Annotated in this window: 16 protein-coding genes and 1 rRNA gene; 3 read left to right on the forward strand and 14 right to left on the reverse strand. The window is 52.6% G+C overall.

Annotated features, from left to right (window positions below):
* Window positions 1-255 (reverse strand): 16S ribosomal RNA (locus BMX91_RS12180); the annotation flags it as partial.
* A gap of 301 nt (window positions 256-556) precedes the next feature.
* Complete coding sequence (locus tag BMX91_RS12185; RefSeq protein WP_092054713.1) at window positions 557-1432, reverse strand: nucleotidyltransferase-like protein; 876 nt, start codon at window positions 1430-1432, stop codon at window positions 557-559.
* A gap of 190 nt (window positions 1433-1622) precedes the next feature.
* On the opposite strand from BMX91_RS12185, the gene BMX91_RS12190 reads away from it, so the two are divergent.
* Window positions 1623-1985: a YgzB family protein gene (locus BMX91_RS12190; RefSeq protein ID WP_092054716.1), complete on the forward strand. Its 363-nt coding sequence runs from the start codon at window positions 1623-1625 to the stop codon at window positions 1983-1985.
* A 91-nt stretch (window positions 1986-2076) separates the two neighbouring features.
* Here BMX91_RS12190 and perR read toward each other — a convergent pair whose 3' ends face one another.
* The 4 genes from perR to bcp all read right to left on the reverse strand — a co-directional run bounded on the left by perR (window position 2077) and on the right by bcp (window position 4620).
* Window positions 2077-2526, reverse strand: a complete 450-nt coding sequence (gene perR / locus BMX91_RS12195) for a peroxide-responsive transcriptional repressor PerR (protein ID WP_177168382.1) — start codon at window positions 2524-2526, stop codon at window positions 2077-2079.
* 99 nt (window positions 2527-2625) lie between these two features.
* Entirely contained in the window at window positions 2626-3177 is a 552-nt protein-coding gene (locus BMX91_RS12200; protein ID WP_092054722.1) for a cob(I)yrinic acid a,c-diamide adenosyltransferase, read from the reverse strand.
* Window positions 3178-3179: 2 nt separating this feature from the next.
* Window positions 3180-4127, reverse strand: coding sequence for a D-2-hydroxyacid dehydrogenase (locus BMX91_RS12205; protein ID WP_092054724.1), 948 nt, complete (start codon window positions 4125-4127; stop codon window positions 3180-3182).
* 13 nt (window positions 4128-4140) lie between these two features.
* Window positions 4141-4620 (reverse strand): thioredoxin-dependent thiol peroxidase, encoded by a 480-nt coding sequence (bcp, locus tag BMX91_RS12210; protein ID WP_092054727.1) that lies wholly within the window; start codon window positions 4618-4620, stop codon window positions 4141-4143.
* Between the two features lie 126 nt (window positions 4621-4746).
* Here bcp and BMX91_RS12215 point away from each other — a divergent pair, with 126 nt between their 5' ends.
* Entirely contained in the window at window positions 4747-6042 is a 1296-nt protein-coding gene (locus tag BMX91_RS12215) for a glutamate-1-semialdehyde 2,1-aminomutase (protein ID WP_092054729.1), read from the forward strand.
* Between the two features lie 88 nt (window positions 6043-6130).
* On the forward strand, window positions 6131-7219 hold the full coding sequence (locus BMX91_RS12220) for an FUSC family protein (RefSeq protein WP_092054732.1): 1089 nt from the start codon (window positions 6131-6133) through the stop codon (window positions 7217-7219).
* Window positions 7220-7287: 68 nt separating this feature from the next.
* On the opposite strand, the gene BMX91_RS12225 is transcribed toward BMX91_RS12220, so the two are convergent.
* The 8 genes from BMX91_RS12225 to BMX91_RS12255 all read right to left on the reverse strand — a co-directional run bounded on the left by BMX91_RS12225 (window position 7288) and on the right by BMX91_RS12255 (window position 16887).
* The gene (locus BMX91_RS12225) at window positions 7288-8178 is read right to left on the reverse strand and encodes an ABC transporter ATP-binding protein (RefSeq protein ID WP_092055106.1); all 891 of its coding nucleotides are present in this window, start codon (window positions 8176-8178) and stop codon (window positions 7288-7290) included.
* A 15-nt stretch (window positions 8179-8193) separates the two neighbouring features.
* Window positions 8194-10704 carry an ABC transporter permease subunit gene (locus tag BMX91_RS12230; RefSeq protein ID WP_177168383.1) on the reverse strand — a complete coding sequence of 837 codons (2511 nt, stop codon included), beginning with the start codon at window positions 10702-10704 and terminating at the stop codon, window positions 8194-8196.
* A 236-nt stretch (window positions 10705-10940) separates the two neighbouring features.
* Window positions 10941-11123 carry a hypothetical protein gene (locus tag BMX91_RS15650; protein ID WP_143059385.1) on the reverse strand — a complete coding sequence of 61 codons (183 nt, stop codon included), beginning with the start codon at window positions 11121-11123 and terminating at the stop codon, window positions 10941-10943.
* A 146-nt stretch (window positions 11124-11269) separates the two neighbouring features.
* Window positions 11270-12160, reverse strand: coding sequence for a nickel transporter permease (gene nikC, locus BMX91_RS12235; RefSeq protein ID WP_092054738.1), 891 nt, complete (start codon window positions 12158-12160; stop codon window positions 11270-11272).
* A gap of 17 nt (window positions 12161-12177) precedes the next feature.
* Window positions 12178-13182 (reverse strand): ABC transporter permease, encoded by a 1005-nt coding sequence (locus tag BMX91_RS12240; RefSeq protein WP_092054741.1) that lies wholly within the window; start codon window positions 13180-13182, stop codon window positions 12178-12180.
* Window positions 13183-13257: 75 nt separating this feature from the next.
* Window positions 13258-14880: an ABC transporter substrate-binding protein gene (locus BMX91_RS12245; protein ID WP_092054743.1), complete on the reverse strand. Its 1623-nt coding sequence runs from the start codon at window positions 14878-14880 to the stop codon at window positions 13258-13260.
* On the reverse strand, window positions 14877-15896 hold the full coding sequence (locus BMX91_RS12250) for an ABC transporter ATP-binding protein (RefSeq protein ID WP_092054746.1): 1020 nt from the start codon (window positions 15894-15896) through the stop codon (window positions 14877-14879). Before BMX91_RS12250 ends, BMX91_RS12245 begins: the two co-directional genes overlap by 4 nt.
* Window positions 15871-16887: an ABC transporter ATP-binding protein gene (locus BMX91_RS12255; protein WP_092054749.1), complete on the reverse strand. Its 1017-nt coding sequence runs from the start codon at window positions 16885-16887 to the stop codon at window positions 15871-15873. Before BMX91_RS12255 ends, BMX91_RS12250 begins: the two co-directional genes overlap by 26 nt.
* Window positions 16888-16918: the final 31 nt, after the last annotated feature.

The raw sequence follows: 16918 nt of genomic DNA on the forward strand, positions 1-16918 counted from the left end.
AGCTAATGCGCCGCGGGCCCATCTGTAAGTGACAGCCGAAACCGTCTTTCCGCCTTCCTCCATGCGGAGGAAGGAACCATCCGGTATTAGCCCCGGTTTCCCGGAGTTATCCCGATCTTACAGGCAGGTTGCCCACGTGTTACTCACCCGTCCGCCGCTGAATCAGGAGAGCAAGCTCTCCGTCATCCGCTCGACTTGCATGTATTAGGCACGCCGCCAGCGTTCGTCCTGAGCCAGGATCAAACTCTCCATAAAGAGAGTATGAGTAAGCTCATACTTTAAAACTGGCATTTCATTCGTTCCGTTCACCCGACGGGGTCGGGTTCAGGGAACTTCGTTCATCAGCGTTTTGCTGTTCAGTTTTCAAGGTTCATCGCGCCGCTCCGAAAGCGACTTCTCTATGATAGCACCAGGCAGTTTCGATGTCAACACTCTTTTTCAAGAAGTTTGACGCCGTATCGCTGCCGGCCGCCGCTCTCAAGCGACGTTTACTATCATACTCAGTTTTCGCCATTCCGTCAAGCGGATTTCTAAAACTTTTTTCTCATCCTCGGATTTACTCCTCGATATGGGCCACGCGATAGTTCCGGTGCTCGATCCGTCCGTCCTTCGCCTGCTTCCTGACCACCTCGATGAGTCCCCTTTCAATCAGGTATTCGACGAATACTTCAAGGTCGACCGAATAGTTCCGAAGTTCATCGTGCTCATGAAGTTCCTGGATCGTCCAATCCTCCTGATCGGACATGACCGACAGGATATGTCTGGCACCATCCGCAACTTTGGAGTTGATGAAGAACTCCCCGGCAAGGAAGAGCAGCTCCAACCGTTTTTCAAGCGTTTCGTCGCTCAGCACCAATTCTTCATATAGCTTATAGATCGCGGGATCAATTTTTTTGACCTGTGACCAGACCGTGACCTCGGGGAACAATCCGCTTTCGAGCACCGCCAGCCGTGCCAGGCCATGGAGGGAACGAACCACATGATTATAGGCGTCCAGGTGATTCTGCTGCTCGTAGAACATGCGCCCTTCCATATAGTGACGGATCAGTCGGGCAAATTCGAGCCCGGTCTTGATCTGTCTCCCATAGAACGGGAAATCCTTAAGTTCCGTCTTGAGGTTTTCAATGTATTCATTCCGGTCGAAGAGGATCCGTCCGAAAAAGAGCCAGTCCACAATTTTGCGGTTCGTACCGAGCAGGAGCCACTTTTTCAATTGCCTTTCCGCGACGATGTGCATCGCCGCCTTGTCCTGTCCGTCCGTGTAGTGCTTCGTGAATACCGGCTGTTCCGCATCCTGCACGAGGATGAGAAGGATGGCGTCGAATGTATCTGTAACGGGGTCCAGCTTTCCCCGCTTTTCGACCAGGATGACACCGAGTGTATTCGGGTCACCCGCTCGCTCCTGATAAATCGGGCGCAGTAGATGCTCCATGGGGATTCCTCCTTTTACTCCTGATTGCAATTTCGACAAGCAATCGCCGATTCCTTCCCGCAGCGATAAAAAAGGGACAGTTCCGGACAGGCGGACTTCTCAAAATCGTCATTGTTAGGGAGGCCCGACAGGAAACGGAGCCGCATAAATTGTGGTATAGTAGACGGGAAATGAGGAGGAAAGACGAGTCATGAAACCATATAAGAATAAAATCAACCGGATCCGATCGTTCGCTCTTGCGCTGATCTTCATCGGATTTGTCGTAATGTATTTCGGAATCTTTTTTAAGCAGTATCCGATCGTCATGGTCATCTTCATGTTCCTGGGGCTTCTCTGCATCATCGCGAGCACCATCGTTTATTTCTGGATCGGAATGCTATCGACGAAGGCCGTCCAGGTCGTTTGTCCAAACTGCGGCAAACCGACGAAGATGCTCGGACGGGTCGACATGTGTGGCCACTGCCGTGAACCACTCACACTCGATCCTGAACTGGAAGGCAAAGAGTTCGACGAATCTTACAACCGCAAGAAACCGGCACAGTCCGGAGAATAACCGGCATCTCGCCGCCCGCCTTATCGGGCGGCTTTTTTGTTGGGGAAATAAAAAACTCACGGGGCGGTATGCCTCGTGAGTTTCCGGTCCTTTACTGGACCACTGGATTAGTTTTGTTTTCTGCGCAGTCCGGGCATTTGCCGTAGACTTCCATTCGGTGGGAGTCAACCTGGAAACCTGTGATGTGGGAGGCCAGGTGCTCGACTTCATCAAGTCCCGGGTAATGGAAATCAACGATCTTACCGCAGTCGCTGCAGATAATGTGGTAATGGTGATGCGTCACAAAATCGAAGCGGCTCGAAGAATCTCCATAAGGAAGTTCTTTGACCAGGCCGGCTTCACGAAAGACGCGAAGATTGTTATAGACAGTTGCGACACTCATATTCGGGAACTTATCCTCCAGCGCACGATAAATCTCATCGGCAGTCGGATGGGACATGGAAGTTACGAGAAATTCAAGAATCGCATGCCGTTGGGGCGTGATTCGCACGCCGCTCGTCTTCAACGTATCCAGCGCTTCCTGCAGCACAGTTTCAGACATGGACATGCCCACCTCTTTCCATAAAGATTCCTTCTTAATAATCGTTATAAACAGTTTATAGGAAAGTAGGAGATTCTGTCAACGAAACCCCCTTGCCGCTTACTCGGCGTGCAGGACATCCTCCGAGCGTCCGAGCTTCATGTTGATGTAGCGCGCTGCCACGAAAAGAAAATCCGAGAGGCGGTTCAGGTAAGCAAGCACATCGGAATTAACGTGATCGCCTACGAGCAGCGAGGCCCGCTCCGCTCTGCGGACAACGGTCCTTGCATAGTGGAGGCCTGCCGCAGCCGGATGACCTCCGGGGAGGATAAAGTTCTTCAGTGGCGGCAATTCCCCGTCATACCGGTCAATCCACTGTTCAAGTTTCTCAATTTCCGGCTTCTCCAGCTTCCACTTGACCTCTTTTCCTTCCGGTGTCGCGAGTTCTGCCCCGACGTGGAACAGCACCGTCTGGATCTGATGAAAAGCAGCCATCAGCTCGTCCTTGCCGTCAAAGAATTCCTGGTGCAGGTGCGAGAGCCCCAGACCGATCGCACTGTTGGCCTCATCGCATGTACCATACGCCTCGACAAGCGGATCCGTCTTCGGAACCCTCTTGCCATAGATGAGGGAAGTCTGTCCCTTATCCCCTGTCCTCGTATAAATCTTCATATTTAATATCCCCTTTCCGGATCGACCCGGTTTTGCATTTTATCCGCCTGGCCTTCGAGGTAGGCGCGGAGATTTGGCATGAAGATTTCCAGAGCCCGCTCCACATATTTGCCCGAATGTGATGAGATATGCGGGGAAACGGTCACATTTTCCATATTCCAGAGAGGGCTGTCCGCAGGAAGCGGTTCGGTTTCGAAAACATCGAGAACTGCTGCGGCAGGTCTGCCGCTCTCCAGCGCTTCGATCAGCACTTTTTCCTCGTAAAGATCGCCTCTTCCGAAGTTGAGGAAAAGCGCCGATTCCTTCATCGCGCCGAAATGTTCACGGCTGAGAAGCCCTTTGGTCTCGGATGTGCTCGGAAGTACAGAAATCACGGTATCCATCTCAGGGAGTGCCTCGGCAAGCCCGCCGAAGGAGACCATCTCGTCCATATATTCAGCCTGCCTGCCGGAACGGTTGCAGCCGTAAGTCCTGACACCGAATGCCTGCAAAAGCCTTCCGACCTCTCCGCCGATCGCCCCCGGCCCAAGAATCATCGCCTTCGAGCCAAGCAATTCGGTACCCCGGATCTTCTGGTTCCACTCACTCCGCTCCTGCTGTTCGTACACGTCCTTCAATTTCTTTCGATATGACAGAATATGCGCCAGCATCGTTTCGGCCATCGGCGTCTTATGGATTCCCCGTACATTGGTTACACGAATGCCCATCTCCGCAATCCGTCCCAGTGGCATCTGCTCCATTCCGGCGGATGCGACCATGATCCATTTCAGGTTCTTCGCACGGACCAGGACGTTTTCATCCACGTCCGTCCCATAGGTGACGATGACTTCACTCGTTTCGACCGCAGGGTCATCTGTTTTTCGGTCGAACAGGAAATTGACTTCCGGAAACTCACTTCTAAGCATGTCTTCCTGGTGTTCCCTGATCCTGAACAAAAACAATACATCCACGTCCGGTTCCCCCTTAATTGTCCGTCAGTTGCCTGAGCGTCTCCAGTGCTTCTTCCACATGTCCCTTAACGCGGACTTTCCGCCATTCCTTGACGACAGTACCGGTCGGATCGATCAGGAAGGTCGATCGTTCGATCCCCATGTATTCCTTGCCGAAGTTTTTCTTGAGTGTCCAGACTCCGTACTGTTCCGCCACCTGATGATCTTCGTCCACCAGGAGCCTGAACGGCAGTCCGTGCTTATCGATGAACTTCGTATGGGACGCTTGGCTGTCCGGACTCACGCCGAGAATGACTGCGTTCAGCTTTTCAAATTCTCCGTGGCTATCGCGGAAGTCGCATGCCTGCGTCGTGCACCCCGGCGTGTTGTCCTTCGGATAAAAGTAAAGGATGACGTGCTGCTTTCCTTTATAGTCGGACAGCGATACCGCGTTCCCCTCGCTGTCGGTGAGTGTAAAGTCCGGCGCGGACAGGCCTTCCAATGTTTCTGCCATTCCCGATCCCTCCATGAATTCGTTTTCTTCATCGTACCGGAGCATGCCTGGCCTGACAATTTTTTTGGTGTTCGCCTCGCACTTTGTCTACAATAAGAGTCGGAGATTATGAATGGAGGGGTTCCTTTGGAACGGAAACAGTCTGAACAGGTTTACAGCGAAGCGCTAAAACATATCGTAGGCGGAGTCAACAGCCCGTCTCGCGCCTATAAGGCGGTAGGCGGCGGCGCCCCGACAGTCATGGAGCGCGCAGAAGGCGCATACTTCTGGGATGTCGACGGCAATAAGTACATCGACTATCTCGCCGCGTACGGTCCGATCATCACCGGCCATGCCCATCCCCACATCACGGAAGCGATCACGCATGCTGCACAGACCGGTGTTCTGTATGGAACTCCGACACGCCATGAAGTGAAGTTCGCAGAGATGCTGAAAGAAGCCATCCACTCGCTGGACAAAGTCCGCTTTACAAACTCAGGTACGGAATCCGTCATGTCCACGATCCGCGTCGCCCGTGCCTATACCGGACGCACGAAAGTGCTGAAGTTTGCCGGCTGCTACCACGGACACTCGGACCTCGTCCTTGTTGCGGCGGGTTCCGGCCCGGCAACACTCGGCACGCCAGATTCCGCGGGTGTGCCAAAGTCGATCGCGGAAGAGATGATCACGATCCCGTTCAACGACCCAGATTCCTACCGAAAAGCGATGGAACAATGGGGAGACGAACTGGCGTGCATCCTTATTGAGCCGATTGTCGGCAACTTCGGGATTGTCGAGCCGGAAAAAGGATTCCTCGAGCTGGTGCATGAACTTGCGAAAAAGCACGGCGCCCTCACTATCTATGATGAAGTGATCACGGCGTTCCGCTTTCATTACGGCGGCGCGCAGGATCTGCTCGGCCTGACGCCGGACCTGACCGCGATGGGTAAAATCATCGGCGGCGGATTGCCGATCGGCGCTTATGGCGGCCGCAAGGAGATCATGGACCATGTCGCACCGCTCGGCCCTGCGTACCAGGCAGGCACGATGGCCGGCAACCCGGCATCGATGCTTTCAGGAATTGCCTGTCTTGAAGTGCTGAAGGAACCTGGCGTCTACGAGGAACTTGACCGGCTCGGCGCCATTCTCGAAGAAGGGCTGCTCGAATCCGCCCGAAAGCACGGCATCACGATGACGGTTAACCGCCTGAAGGGTGCACTCACCGTGTTCTTCACGGATGAAACGGTCAGCAACTACAAGCAGGCCGAAGACAGCGACGGCGAGCAGTTCGCGAAATTCTTCCGCCTCATGCTGGAACGAGGCATCAACCTCGCTCCTTCCAAGTACGAGGCATGGTTCCTTACAACTGCCCATACGGAAGATGACATCCGTGAAACGATCAAGGCGGCGGATGAATCCTTCGCCGAAATGGCGCGCGGATAAACGGGCTCCGGGGGAACGATTGATTTCACTTCCGCCGTTGGGGTAAAGTATGGGAACAACTAAACCGCGCGGAAAGGACAATCACTGAATGAAACTCGGCGCACGCATATTAAAAACCGGTGTCGCGATCGTCCTCGCACTGTTCCTCGCACAGACAATGGGGCTGCCGACGCCGCTCTTCGCGGGGATTGCAGCGATTTTCGCCATCCAGCCGTCGATCTACCGCTCGTTCCGGACCATCATCCAGCAGGTTCAGGGAAATGTCATCGGGGCGTTTATCGCAATCATCTTCGCCCTTATCTTCGGTGACCACCTGATCGGCGTCGGATTTGCAGCCGTCACGATCATCGCGATCATGCTGAAGCTGAAGCTGGGCGATGCTGTCACACTTGCACTCGTCATGATGATCGGGATCATGGAACTCCCGGATGATAACTTCATCCTGTATGCTGTTCTCCGATTTGCGACGATGCTGACCGGAATCTTCTCGGCTTTTCTCGTGAATATGCTTTTCCTGCCGCCGAAATACGAGCCGCGCCTGTTCCAGTCGCTTTATGACGTACAGGATGAAATCATCCGCTGGACACGGCTCACCGGACGACAGGCTTCTGAGCATTCAGCAACGAAAAAGGCCATGAGTAAGATCGGTGACCGTTATAACAAAATCGATATGTATTATTCCCTTTACAAGGAAGAGCGTGGATTCACAAAAGCCTTCACTTTCCAGAAAGCGCGCAAGCTCGTCATATACCGTCAGATGCTTGCCGCGTCACGGGACGGTTTTGATATCCTGAAACAGCTGCATCTGTATGAGAATGAACTGATCGACATGCCTCCTCATTTCAGGATGATGATCCAGGAACTTCTGGATGAACTGCTCACCTACCATGAGCAGATCCTCCTTAAATTTGCGGGCAAACTGAAGGACGACCGGATGAACCGCTCCGGGCTGGATGGCCGGATGGACCGGCATGAAGTGATGGATATCTTTGTCAAAGAGATCAACATCGCCAAGCAGGAAGAGGAACAGGACTTTTCTGCCTACCACTTGCTTCACCTTCTTTCCTCGCTTCTTCAATATGAAGAACAGCTGGAAGACCTCGACCGGATGATCGTCCGGTATGTGAAGCGGCACGGAGACGAAATGGACGAGAAGCTGCAGGAAGACATTATTTAACTATATTAAAACCGCGGACAGTTTCGACTCTGTCCGCGGTTTTAGTTTGTCTGGATTTGCTGATCCCGCTATTTGACTGCAGTTTCGGGTTCGCCAAATAACGTTCTATATCGGTCTTCCGCGCCAAACACGGTTTTTTCCCAATCACGAACAGCAATCCCCTGATCGTCAAGCAACCGGAAGATACGGTTAATGCTTGAATCACTTAAAGTCACAGTCAGCCTGTTGCCTTTTCGGTTTAAAATATTGATCCCGGCTTCCTTCAGGATTTTCTCTCCGTTTTCGGGATGATTGACTGTGAGGACATAGGATACTTTCTCAAGTGCCTTCAGGTCTTCCTGCTGCAAATGTCCATTCTTAAGGAACATCACATCGGAAGTGACCTTATCAATTTCAGAAAGATTGTGGGATGACAGCAATATGGCTGTCCCCTCCGCTACAAGTTCGAGAAGGAGGTTCCGCACTTTAATCGCATTTGTCGGGTCCAGACCGTTCAAGGGTTCATCCATTACCAGCAATTTTGGCTTATTCAAAATAGCCATGGTCAGAAGAAGCTGCTGCTTCATCCCAAGTGAATAGTTACTGACTTTTTTGTCAAGGTAGGAAATGGTTCCGATTCGCTCTGCCGCCGCCTTAATATCATCGGTGCGCAGTTTCTGGACACTTGCGATGAATTGCAAATGATCGTAGCCTGTCAAATATTCATAGAGCACCGTATTGTCCTGCATATAGGAGAACTCCTGGAAGACCTTATAATCCCTGTTCGTTTGCCCGAGAATTTCAATCGCACCCACGTCAGGAGTAATCAGGTTTGCGATGATATTCAGCAATGTCGACTTCCCCGACCCGTTCGGGCCCACTAGCGCAACGATGCAGGGTTTCTTGATGGCAAAGGAAACACCGTGCAACACTTTCTGCTTACCATATGACTTTCCAATGTTCTCCACCGACAAAATCATCTTATTCACCTTCATTCATCCTCGTTTGATTTTATAGCCACTTCTTAAGAAGCAGTATCCTGCAACCACCAAAATGACTATAGATAAAGCCATTACCACGGCACCGGTCCAGAAGCCGATGGATGGTTCGTTCAGTTCCGTAGCGAGTTCTCCGTTTAATATTCTTCCCGCTTCCAGATAAGTGAACGGAAGGTAAGCTGCCATTTCCTGCAAGGTCGTTCGTGCCATATAGAAACCGCCTCCTGCCAGAAGGAATGTTAAGGCCAGCACTGTTGCTGTATGCCGGAAGAAAATCGATAGAGCAATGGACAAGATAAGAAGAAATGCAAGCGACAGAAGCGATAGGACAATTCCCTGCCACACATAGTCACCAAGCGGAATAAAACCGTATCCGTAACCCGAAGAACGCATTCCGCCGTAATCCGGGCCGGAAGCAATCTTCTCCGGGACATAATAGAGGATTGGATAGGACCAGTCACCGAACCGGTAGAATATCGTACCGAGAAGCAGGATCAGTCCATAAAGTCCCGTCATAGAGGCTGCAGCCGCAATTACGGCGTTCATCGCTTTGCCCATAAACACGGAAGAGGGATGGACTGGCTGCGTCAAAAGAAAATCGATCGGCCTCTTCTTCCCTCTCTCTGCCGCAAATCCTCCCCCCAACAGAAACACAAATAAAAGAATGGGTAAAAGGTACATGGCAGATGATAATAGATGATAGATGGAGAACAACCCGCCCGCATCCACTTTCCGGTTCTCCGCCTTCCATTGGCGCCGCTCCTTCTCATGATCCCCCCAATTATCCCGGACAGATACGGCAAGCTCGCCGGGAAAGACCGGAGCGACATCATGCTCCATCATCCATTCTTTCTCTGCCAGTGATACATCCTCATTGAATGTACCGATGCCCACAGGTGCGGAACCGCTTCCGACATTATAAAAATTTCCAATTGTCATCCTGTAAGAACTGAAAATCGTAAAGAACTGATTGGCATAGAATCGCCGCCAATCCCTTTCCTCAAATGCCTCGATCTTATCCAACTCGATTGAATGGCGGACTTCATACATCCTTGAGGTTTCCCTCATGTCATCCGCCGGGGTGCGATTGTTTTCCCCACTGTTTCCTGCGTCTGTTTCCACTGACATTTGCTCGGCCTCTTCCGCCCATTTCAAGAGTTCTTTTTTTAAAGACAGATTTATTTCAGCTTGTTCTCTTACTCGGTCAAAATATGTCTCACGGTGCTTTTCAGCAGACTCATGTAGCAAATAATAACCAAATGATATTGCCAATAATAGTAAGATGAGTCCCTGTCTAAATAAACCCAGCCTTTTCACTTTTCTCCACTCAAAGACAGCGAGTTTAACAGCATTCCGCTTTCCTGCGGTTAACTTCTCTCCTGAAAACCTTCGAAGGCTGGCTATGCGGTTCTCTGTCGAGCTGACGGGAGTGAAAAGAGCCAGGACAAGAAGTATTGCCGAACAGGTCAATGAGACAGCTACAATCTTCCAGTCTGAGCCATTCGGCATGGAATAGACAATTTCAGTCCAGCGCAGCGACGTGAATGCATGATAGGGAAACGGTATCAAATCTGCCGTTACATACCCGAGCAATCCAATAAAGAAAGTGATCGATAGGGCCGGGAATGAGTAGACTGTGCGGATGCCGACTAAAATTGATAAGGTGAACAGGAAAATAATGCTGCAAGCAAAAATAAGAACTCCCCTTCCCAGCCATGCCGAGAATGAAATGATAGAGAACCCTTGATCGTCACCTACAACAATCGGATAGAGCCACTCAACCTTTCCCCCTCCCAAAAGAATCGGGAGTAGTAGAGTTGTTCCTATGGCTATAAAAACATAAAAAACAACGACAATCAGCAATGAGACAAACTTCGAGAGTAAAACTAGCCGGCTGTGCAAGGGTGTTGACCGCAGTAATCGCCATGTATGACTTTCCCGTTCCATTACTTCAATATTTCCGAAAAGAAGAATTAAAAGGGCGAGCCCCGGCAAACTGAATAAGAAGACACTTGTATCCTTCAGAAACAAATGTGGAGATAAGGGGTATTGTTCATTTTCGTACGCAATCCCATGCTCCACCATCCATTTAGTTTTTGCTTCTGCAATCTCAAGTTTTAACCCTTCAAGAGAATCAAAGGTGCCGCCATGCTCCTGATAATTCCGTACTCCTTTTATGAATGCCTGTTCAAATTCAGGATAATCGCTCCAATTTTCATGATAAATCTCATTCCGCCATTCATAGAGAGTCCTGCTGACTTCTGATAATGCCTCCTGCCTCATTTCCAAACCGGGAAGAGTTCCTGATTCCAGTTCTTCCATTAGTCTTTTCTCTTCCACTTGAATGGATGATCGGTATTCATCTGTCTGAGCAAAGGCTTCTTCTTTCCAATTTTCCTGTGATTCTCGATTTGATATGTAAACAACGATAATCACAGTTAATAGAAGAGTTATCAATAATACTATTTTTCTGCTTCGCCAAATTTTCTTTAATTCGAATGTCAGCAAATCCAAATCCTCCGTTGATGAAATTTAATCAAGGTCATCATCGAAATAAAGTCATTCATCGAATGATGTGATACTGACTAACAAATAGAATGCCTGGGGTCACCAGGCATTCTATATAACTCTATTAATAAAGTGGATAAGGAAGCGGGCTCCTAAAAAGACGTCCTTTATAAACATGCACACCTAATGAGTAACCAGCGTATGGTAAATATCCACGATATAGCGTTCCGCCTTGATTAACAGAATAAAAAAATGGCATCCCCAGAATAAGTTGATCTTTGCACAGTCCAATTTATGGTGTCTGCTGCCGCCAAAGTTCCTACATTCCCACTGGTTGATTGAGAGTTTGCAGATACAGGAGAAATAATCAACAAACAGCCAACTAACAAAGCACCCATAAAACCACTTATCCTTTTCATATTTTCCACCTCCTTCCTTGGAAAATATTATAACAAACAATTAAATTTTATTTAATAGTCTTATTTTACTTTTTTGTATTTTCAAATTATTTTAGCTTTCATTTAATAAGACGGACCATCTTCACGGTCCGTCTTGGAGATTTTATTCAACTCTTCATCTTCGGATCCAGCGCATCCCGCAGGCCATCCCCCATCAGGTTGAATCCAAGGACGGTCAGCATGATGGCGAGTCCCGGGAAGATCATCGTCCACGGGGCGTCGCGCAGGTAGTTTCGGGCATCAGACAGCATCTTGCCCCACTCCGGCGCGGGGGCCTGGGCGCCGAGCCCGAGAAAACCGAGCGCTGCCGCTTCGAGGATGGCCGTTGCGACCGCAAGGGTCCCCTGCACGATAACCGGAGCCATCGAATTCGGCAGGATGTGCGAGAACAGGATCCTCGTGTCTTTCATGCCGATTCCTTTGGCTGCCATGATGTACTCATCCTGCTTGATGCTCAGCACCCTGGAGCGGATCAGCCGCCCGAAGTTCGGAACGTTGATGACCGCGATTGCGATCAGCGCGTTCTGGAGCGACGGCCCCAGAACGGAGACGATCGCGATGGCGAGCAAAATCGACGGGAACGCGAGCATGATATCGAACAGGCGGGAAATAATCGTATCCACCCATCGCCCGTAATAACCCGCGATGATTCCAAGCAGGCTTCCGACAATCACCGACCCGATCACAGAGAAGAACCCGACCCATAGCGAAATCCTTGCCCCGTGGATTACACGGGACAGAATGTCGCGGCCAAAATCGTCAGTACCGAACCAGTGCTCAGCGCTCGGTGCCATCAGGCGCTTGGACATATCCTGCTCGTTGATGCCCTCTGGTGCGATCAGCGGCCCGGCAAATGCAAGTAAAACAAACATGAGGACGATCACCGCGCCGAAGAGGGCCGCCTTGCTTTTCCGGAATCCTGTCCAGGCTTCCCGCCAAGGACCGGCCACCTTTTCTTCCGGTTCCCGGGGTATTTGCTGTGTGACTGTTTCAGACATGTGGCTTCCCCCTTTCCTCAGTCATACTTGATGCGCGGGTCGACGACACTGTAGAGAATGTCGACAAGCAGGTTGATCATCACGAAGAAAAATGCAACAACGAGTATGCCGGACTGGATCACCGGATAGTCCCGGAAACCGATGGCGTCATAGATATAGCGGCCGATCCCCGGCCACCCGAAGATCGTCTCGGTCAGGATGGCCCCGCCGAGCAGAATCCCCATCTGAAGGCCGATGACCGTCAGCACCGGGATGATCGCATTTTTTAGCGCATGCTTGTACACGACGAGCGACATCCTCTGGCCCTTGGACCGCGCAGTTCGGACAAAGTCGGACCGCATGACTTCAAGCATGCTCGAGCGCGTCATCCGGGCGATGATCGCCATCGGAATGGTCGCGAGTGCAATACCGGGCAGGATCAGATGCCTGATCACTTCACCAAGCTGGTCGAAACGGCCCTGGATGATCGTATCGATCACATAAAGTCCGGTGATCGCGTTGACGGGATTTCTCACTTCCTCGCGGCCCGTTGTCGGCAGCATGTTCAGCTCAATTCCGAAAATCCACTGCTCCATGAGCCCGAGCCAGAAGATCGGCATCGACACTCCGATCAGGGCGACCACCATCGCGGCATAGTCGAACCAGGAGTTCTGGAACCATGCGGAGATGATGCCGGCATTGACGCCGATGATAATCGCGATAATCATGGCGAACACGGCAAGTTCGATCGTCGCCGCCAGGTACGGCCAGATTTCCTGGGCGACCGGTGCACGTGTTCTGAGTGACTCGCCGAGGTCACCTGTCAGGATTCCTGCGAGGAATTCAAAGTACTGCGTATACCACGGCTGATCGAGTCCAAGCTTGGCCTCGAGTGAGGCGACCGCTTCAGGCGATGCCTGCTGGCCGAGGATGACCTGTGCCGGATTGCCCGGGATCGCGCGGATGATCATAAAGACGATGAACGTCATCCCGAGCAGCACCGGGATCAGCTGCAGGAGCCGCTTTCCGATGTATTGGAGCATGGTTACCACTCCCTGAGTTCAGATTCTATGAATGGGAAAGGGGAAGAGGCGGTCACGCCCTTCCCCCTCCTTTCATCAGTTGAAGTCGACGTTGCTCAAGATGTCCGAACCCGTCGGATGCGCCTTGAAGCCGGTGATGTCCGCAGAACCCGCAAGGAGCGGTGTGGAGTGCGCGAGCGGCACCCACGGCGCGTCATCATGGATGATTTCCTGGGCCTTGGCATAAAGTTCGTTCCGTGTGTCTTCATCGACTTCGGTCTGTGCCTGGATCAGGATCTCATGAAGCTCTGCATTGTCGTAGTACGTATAGTTGTTGCTGCCGATGTTATCTCCATCAAGAAGGGCATAGATAAAGTTATCCGCATCCCCGTTGTCCCCTGTCCAGCCGAGAAGGAATGCATCCGCTTCCCCTTTGCTCGCTTTTTCGAGGTACGTGGCCCACTCATAGGAGACGATTTCCGCTATCACGCCGATATCGGCAAGGTTCTTCTGGATGACTTCCGCCACCTTCGCGCCGTCCGGCATGTACGGGCGGGGAACCGGCATTGCCCACAGTTCCATCTCGAAGCCGTCCGGGTAGCCTGCTTCGGCAAGGAGTTCCTTCGCCTTCTCAGGGTCGTACTCATAACCTTCGATGCTGTCGTTGTATGCAGGGATCGACGGCGGGATCGGGTTTTTCGCCGGCTCTGCCGCGCCCTCGAAGAATGCGTCGATGATCGCCTGTTTGTCGATAGCGTGGTTGAATGCCTGGCGGACAAGCTTATCGCCGAACGGCTCACGTGTCACGGTCAGCCCGAGGTATCCGATGTTGAGCGACGGGCGCTCGAACAGCTGCAGATTCTCGTCATCGCCGATGGTTGCCTGGTCGGACGGGTTGATGCCGTCAGCCAGGTCGATGTCACCTGTAATCAGTGCGTTGAGACGGGCACCGTTATCCGGAATGGAACGGAAGACGACGCGGTCCAGCTTAGGAAGGCCTTCCTTCCAGTACTCTTCGTTCTTCTCGATTGTGATCGAGTCGTTGCGCTTCCACTCGACAAACTTGAACGGCCCGGTACCGACCGGATTTTCCCCGAAGCCATCGGAATCCGCTTCGAATGCTTCCGGGCTGCCGATGCCGAACATCGTCATCGCGAGGTTTTTCAGGAATGGTGCCTGCGGGCGTTTAAGCTGGAATACGACCGTGTAATCGGAATCCGCCGTTACGGACTCGATCACGTGTCCTTCATCGCCCTTGAAGCCTCCGAACATGGACTGGTAGTAAGGGAACGTGTCCGCATCACCGTTTGCCCATCGCTCGAAATTCTTCACGACCGCTTCCGCATTGAAGTCGGTGCCGTCATGGAATTTTACGCCCTCTTCAAGCTGCAGCGTATAGGTCAGGCCATCTTCAGACGCTTCCCACTCTTTTGCCAGACCCGGCTGGAGCGTTGTATCCTGCTCTCCGAAATTGATCAGTGTCTCAAAAATATTGGCCGCCACTTTCATCGACTCGCCGTCCGTCACGCGGGACGGATCCAGCGAGACGGAGTCACCGCCGCGCCCAAAGACGAGCGTCTTGCTTCCCCCACTGCTCTCGCCTGCGTTTTCGCCTTCAGTCTCCCCTTCGCTCCCGTTGCCGTTGCCGGAACTGCAGGCAGCAAGGACCATGGAGACGATCAGCAGGACGGCAAGCGTCCATAATTTCCCCTTTTTCACAATGACCCCTCCGTCACTAGTGTTTTATTATCATTGCCCCGTGCTTCCTCCGGATAAAGGTGGCACGCGACAGAATGACCGGTTTCCTGTTCCGACAATGCCGGAACTTTCGACTTGCAGACTTCCATCCTGAACGGACACCGCGAATGGAACGGGCAGCCCGGAGGCGGATCGGCCGGGCTCGGAATATCTCCCTCAAGGACGATCTGCTCCCTGACAAATCCTGGATCCGGCACGGGCACCGCAGAAAGCAGTGCCTGGGTGTATGGATGGAGCGGCTTTTCATAAAGCTGATCGCTCTCCGCAATCTCAACGATTCGGCCGAGGTACATGACCGCGACCCGGTCGCTAATGTGCCGGACAACGCTCAGGTCGTGCGAAATGAAGATGTACGTAAGCCCGAATTCCCGCTGCAGATCCTGCATCAGGTTCAGCACCTGGGACTGGATCGAAACATCAAGTGCGGATACCGGTTCATCCGCAATGATCAGCTTCGGGTTCGTCATGAGCGCCCTCGCAATGCCGATCCGCTGCCGCTGTCCGCCGCTGAACTGGTGCGGATACCGGGTGGCGTGGTAGCCGCTCAGCCCGACAATCTCGAGAAACTCCCGGACCTTCCGCTTCCGTTCTTTTGGATCTTTCACCCCGTGCACGAGCAGAGGCTCCTCGAGGATTTTCCCGATCGTATGACGGGGGTTGAGTGATGCGTAAGGGTCCTGGAACACCATCTGGATGTCCCTGCGCGTCTTCCTCATCTCCTCGCTGCCAATAGCGGTCAGTTCCTTGCCGTCAAAGACGACTTTCCCCTCGGTGGGCTCCAAAAGCCGCATGAGCAGCCGTCCCGTCGTCGACTTTCCGCAGCCCGACTCGCCGACGATGCCGAGCGTCTCGCCCGGCATGACGGAGAAGCTGACACCGTCGACCGCCTTGACATGCCCTTTCACACGGCCGAGCGCCCCCTTCCTTACCGGAAAATGTTTTTTCAGTCCCTCAACCTTCAGCAAGGGCTCCTTCATATGCGCCCGCCTCCTTTCCCTCTCTCAGGAAGCAGCGGGCCCGGTGGCCATCACCCGTTTCATATAGATCCGGGTCATCTTCCAGGCACCGGCCGAATGCATAAGGACAGCGGGCCGCAAACCTGCACCCCGTTTTGATCGATCCCGGACGCGGGACATTCCCGGGAATGGGATCGAGCCTTTCCTGCTTAAAACGCATGTCCGGTACAGATTTCAGGAGCCCTTCCGTATAGGGGTGCTGCGGATTCCTGAAAATCTCCCGGACCGGCCCTTCCTCGACCACCTTGCCGGCATACATGACGATGACCCTGCTGCATGTTTCCGCGACGACTCCGAGGTCGTGCGTAATCAGAAGGACCGCCGTGTCCAGCCGCTCGTTCAGATCTTTCATGAGCTTCAGGATCTGCGCCTGGATCGTCACATCCAGCGCAGTCGTCGGCTCATCGGCGATCAGCACTTTCGGCTCACAGATCAGCGCCATCGCAATCATGACACGCTGGCGCATGCCGCCCGACAGTTGGTGAGGATATTCATTCATGATCTCTTCAGCGCGCGGAAGTCCGACGAGCCGGAGCATGTCGATGGCTTTGCCCCTCGCCGCTTTTTTGCTGATTTTCCGGTGGATGCGGAGCGGTTCGACCATCTGATCGCCGATCGTGAACAGCGGATTCAGTGAGGTCATCGGTTCCTGGAAGATCATCGCGATTTCATTGCCGCGGACTTTTCTCATTTTCCGTTCATTGAGTTTCAGGAGATCCGTACCCCCATACAGGATCTCCCCTCCCGTGACTTTTCCCGGCGGGTTGGGCACAAGCCCCATGACCGAGAGCGATGTGACACTCTTGCCGCAGCCGGATTCCCCGACAATCCCGAGCACTTCACCCCTATACAGGTCGAAGTCCACTCCGTCCACTGCCGGAACGACTCCACCGTCGGTGAAGAATGACGTGCGCAGCCCGCTCACCCCGAGCACTTTCTGTCGGCTGTCCATGCCGTCTCCCCCTTTTCTCTCTTTGCAGGTT

The organism is Bhargavaea ginsengi (genome assembly GCF_900109165.1).
Classification (GTDB): Bacteria; Bacillota; Bacilli; order Bacillales_A; family Planococcaceae; genus Bhargavaea; species Bhargavaea ginsengi.

Excerpts from the sequence above, each read along its gene's own strand:
- BMX91_RS12200 (WP_092054722.1), bottom strand. The coding sequence starts at position 3,177 with ATGAAGATTTATACGAGGACAGGGGATAAGGGACAGACTTCCCTCATC.
- BMX91_RS12250 (WP_092054746.1), bottom strand. The coding sequence starts at position 15,896 with ATGAAGGAGCCCTTGCTGAAGGTTGAGGGACTGAAAAAACATTTTCCG.
- BMX91_RS12255 (WP_092054749.1), bottom strand. The coding sequence starts at position 16,887 with ATGGACAGCCGACAGAAAGTGCTCGGGGTGAGCGGGCTGCGCACGTCA.
- BMX91_RS12220 (WP_092054732.1), top strand. The coding sequence starts at position 6,131 with ATGAAACTCGGCGCACGCATATTAAAAACCGGTGTCGCGATCGTCCTC.
- bcp (WP_092054727.1), bottom strand. The coding sequence starts at position 4,620 with ATGGCAGAAACATTGGAAGGCCTGTCCGCGCCGGACTTTACACTCACC.
- BMX91_RS12185 (WP_092054713.1), bottom strand. The coding sequence starts at position 1,432 with ATGGAGCATCTACTGCGCCCGATTTATCAGGAGCGAGCGGGTGACCCG.
- BMX91_RS15650 (WP_143059385.1), bottom strand. The coding sequence starts at position 11,123 with ATGAAAAGGATAAGTGGTTTTATGGGTGCTTTGTTAGTTGGCTGTTTG.
- perR (WP_177168382.1), bottom strand. The coding sequence starts at position 2,526 with ATGTCTGAAACTGTGCTGCAGGAAGCGCTGGATACGTTGAAGACGAGC.
- nikC (WP_092054738.1), bottom strand. The coding sequence starts at position 12,160 with ATGTCTGAAACAGTCACACAGCAAATACCCCGGGAACCGGAAGAAAAG.
- BMX91_RS12225 (WP_092055106.1), bottom strand. The coding sequence starts at position 8,178 with ATGATTTTGTCGGTGGAGAACATTGGAAAGTCATATGGTAAGCAGAAA.
- BMX91_RS12240 (WP_092054741.1), bottom strand. The coding sequence starts at position 13,182 with ATGCTCCAATACATCGGAAAGCGGCTCCTGCAGCTGATCCCGGTGCTG.
- BMX91_RS12190 (WP_092054716.1), top strand. The coding sequence starts at position 1,623 with ATGAAACCATATAAGAATAAAATCAACCGGATCCGATCGTTCGCTCTT.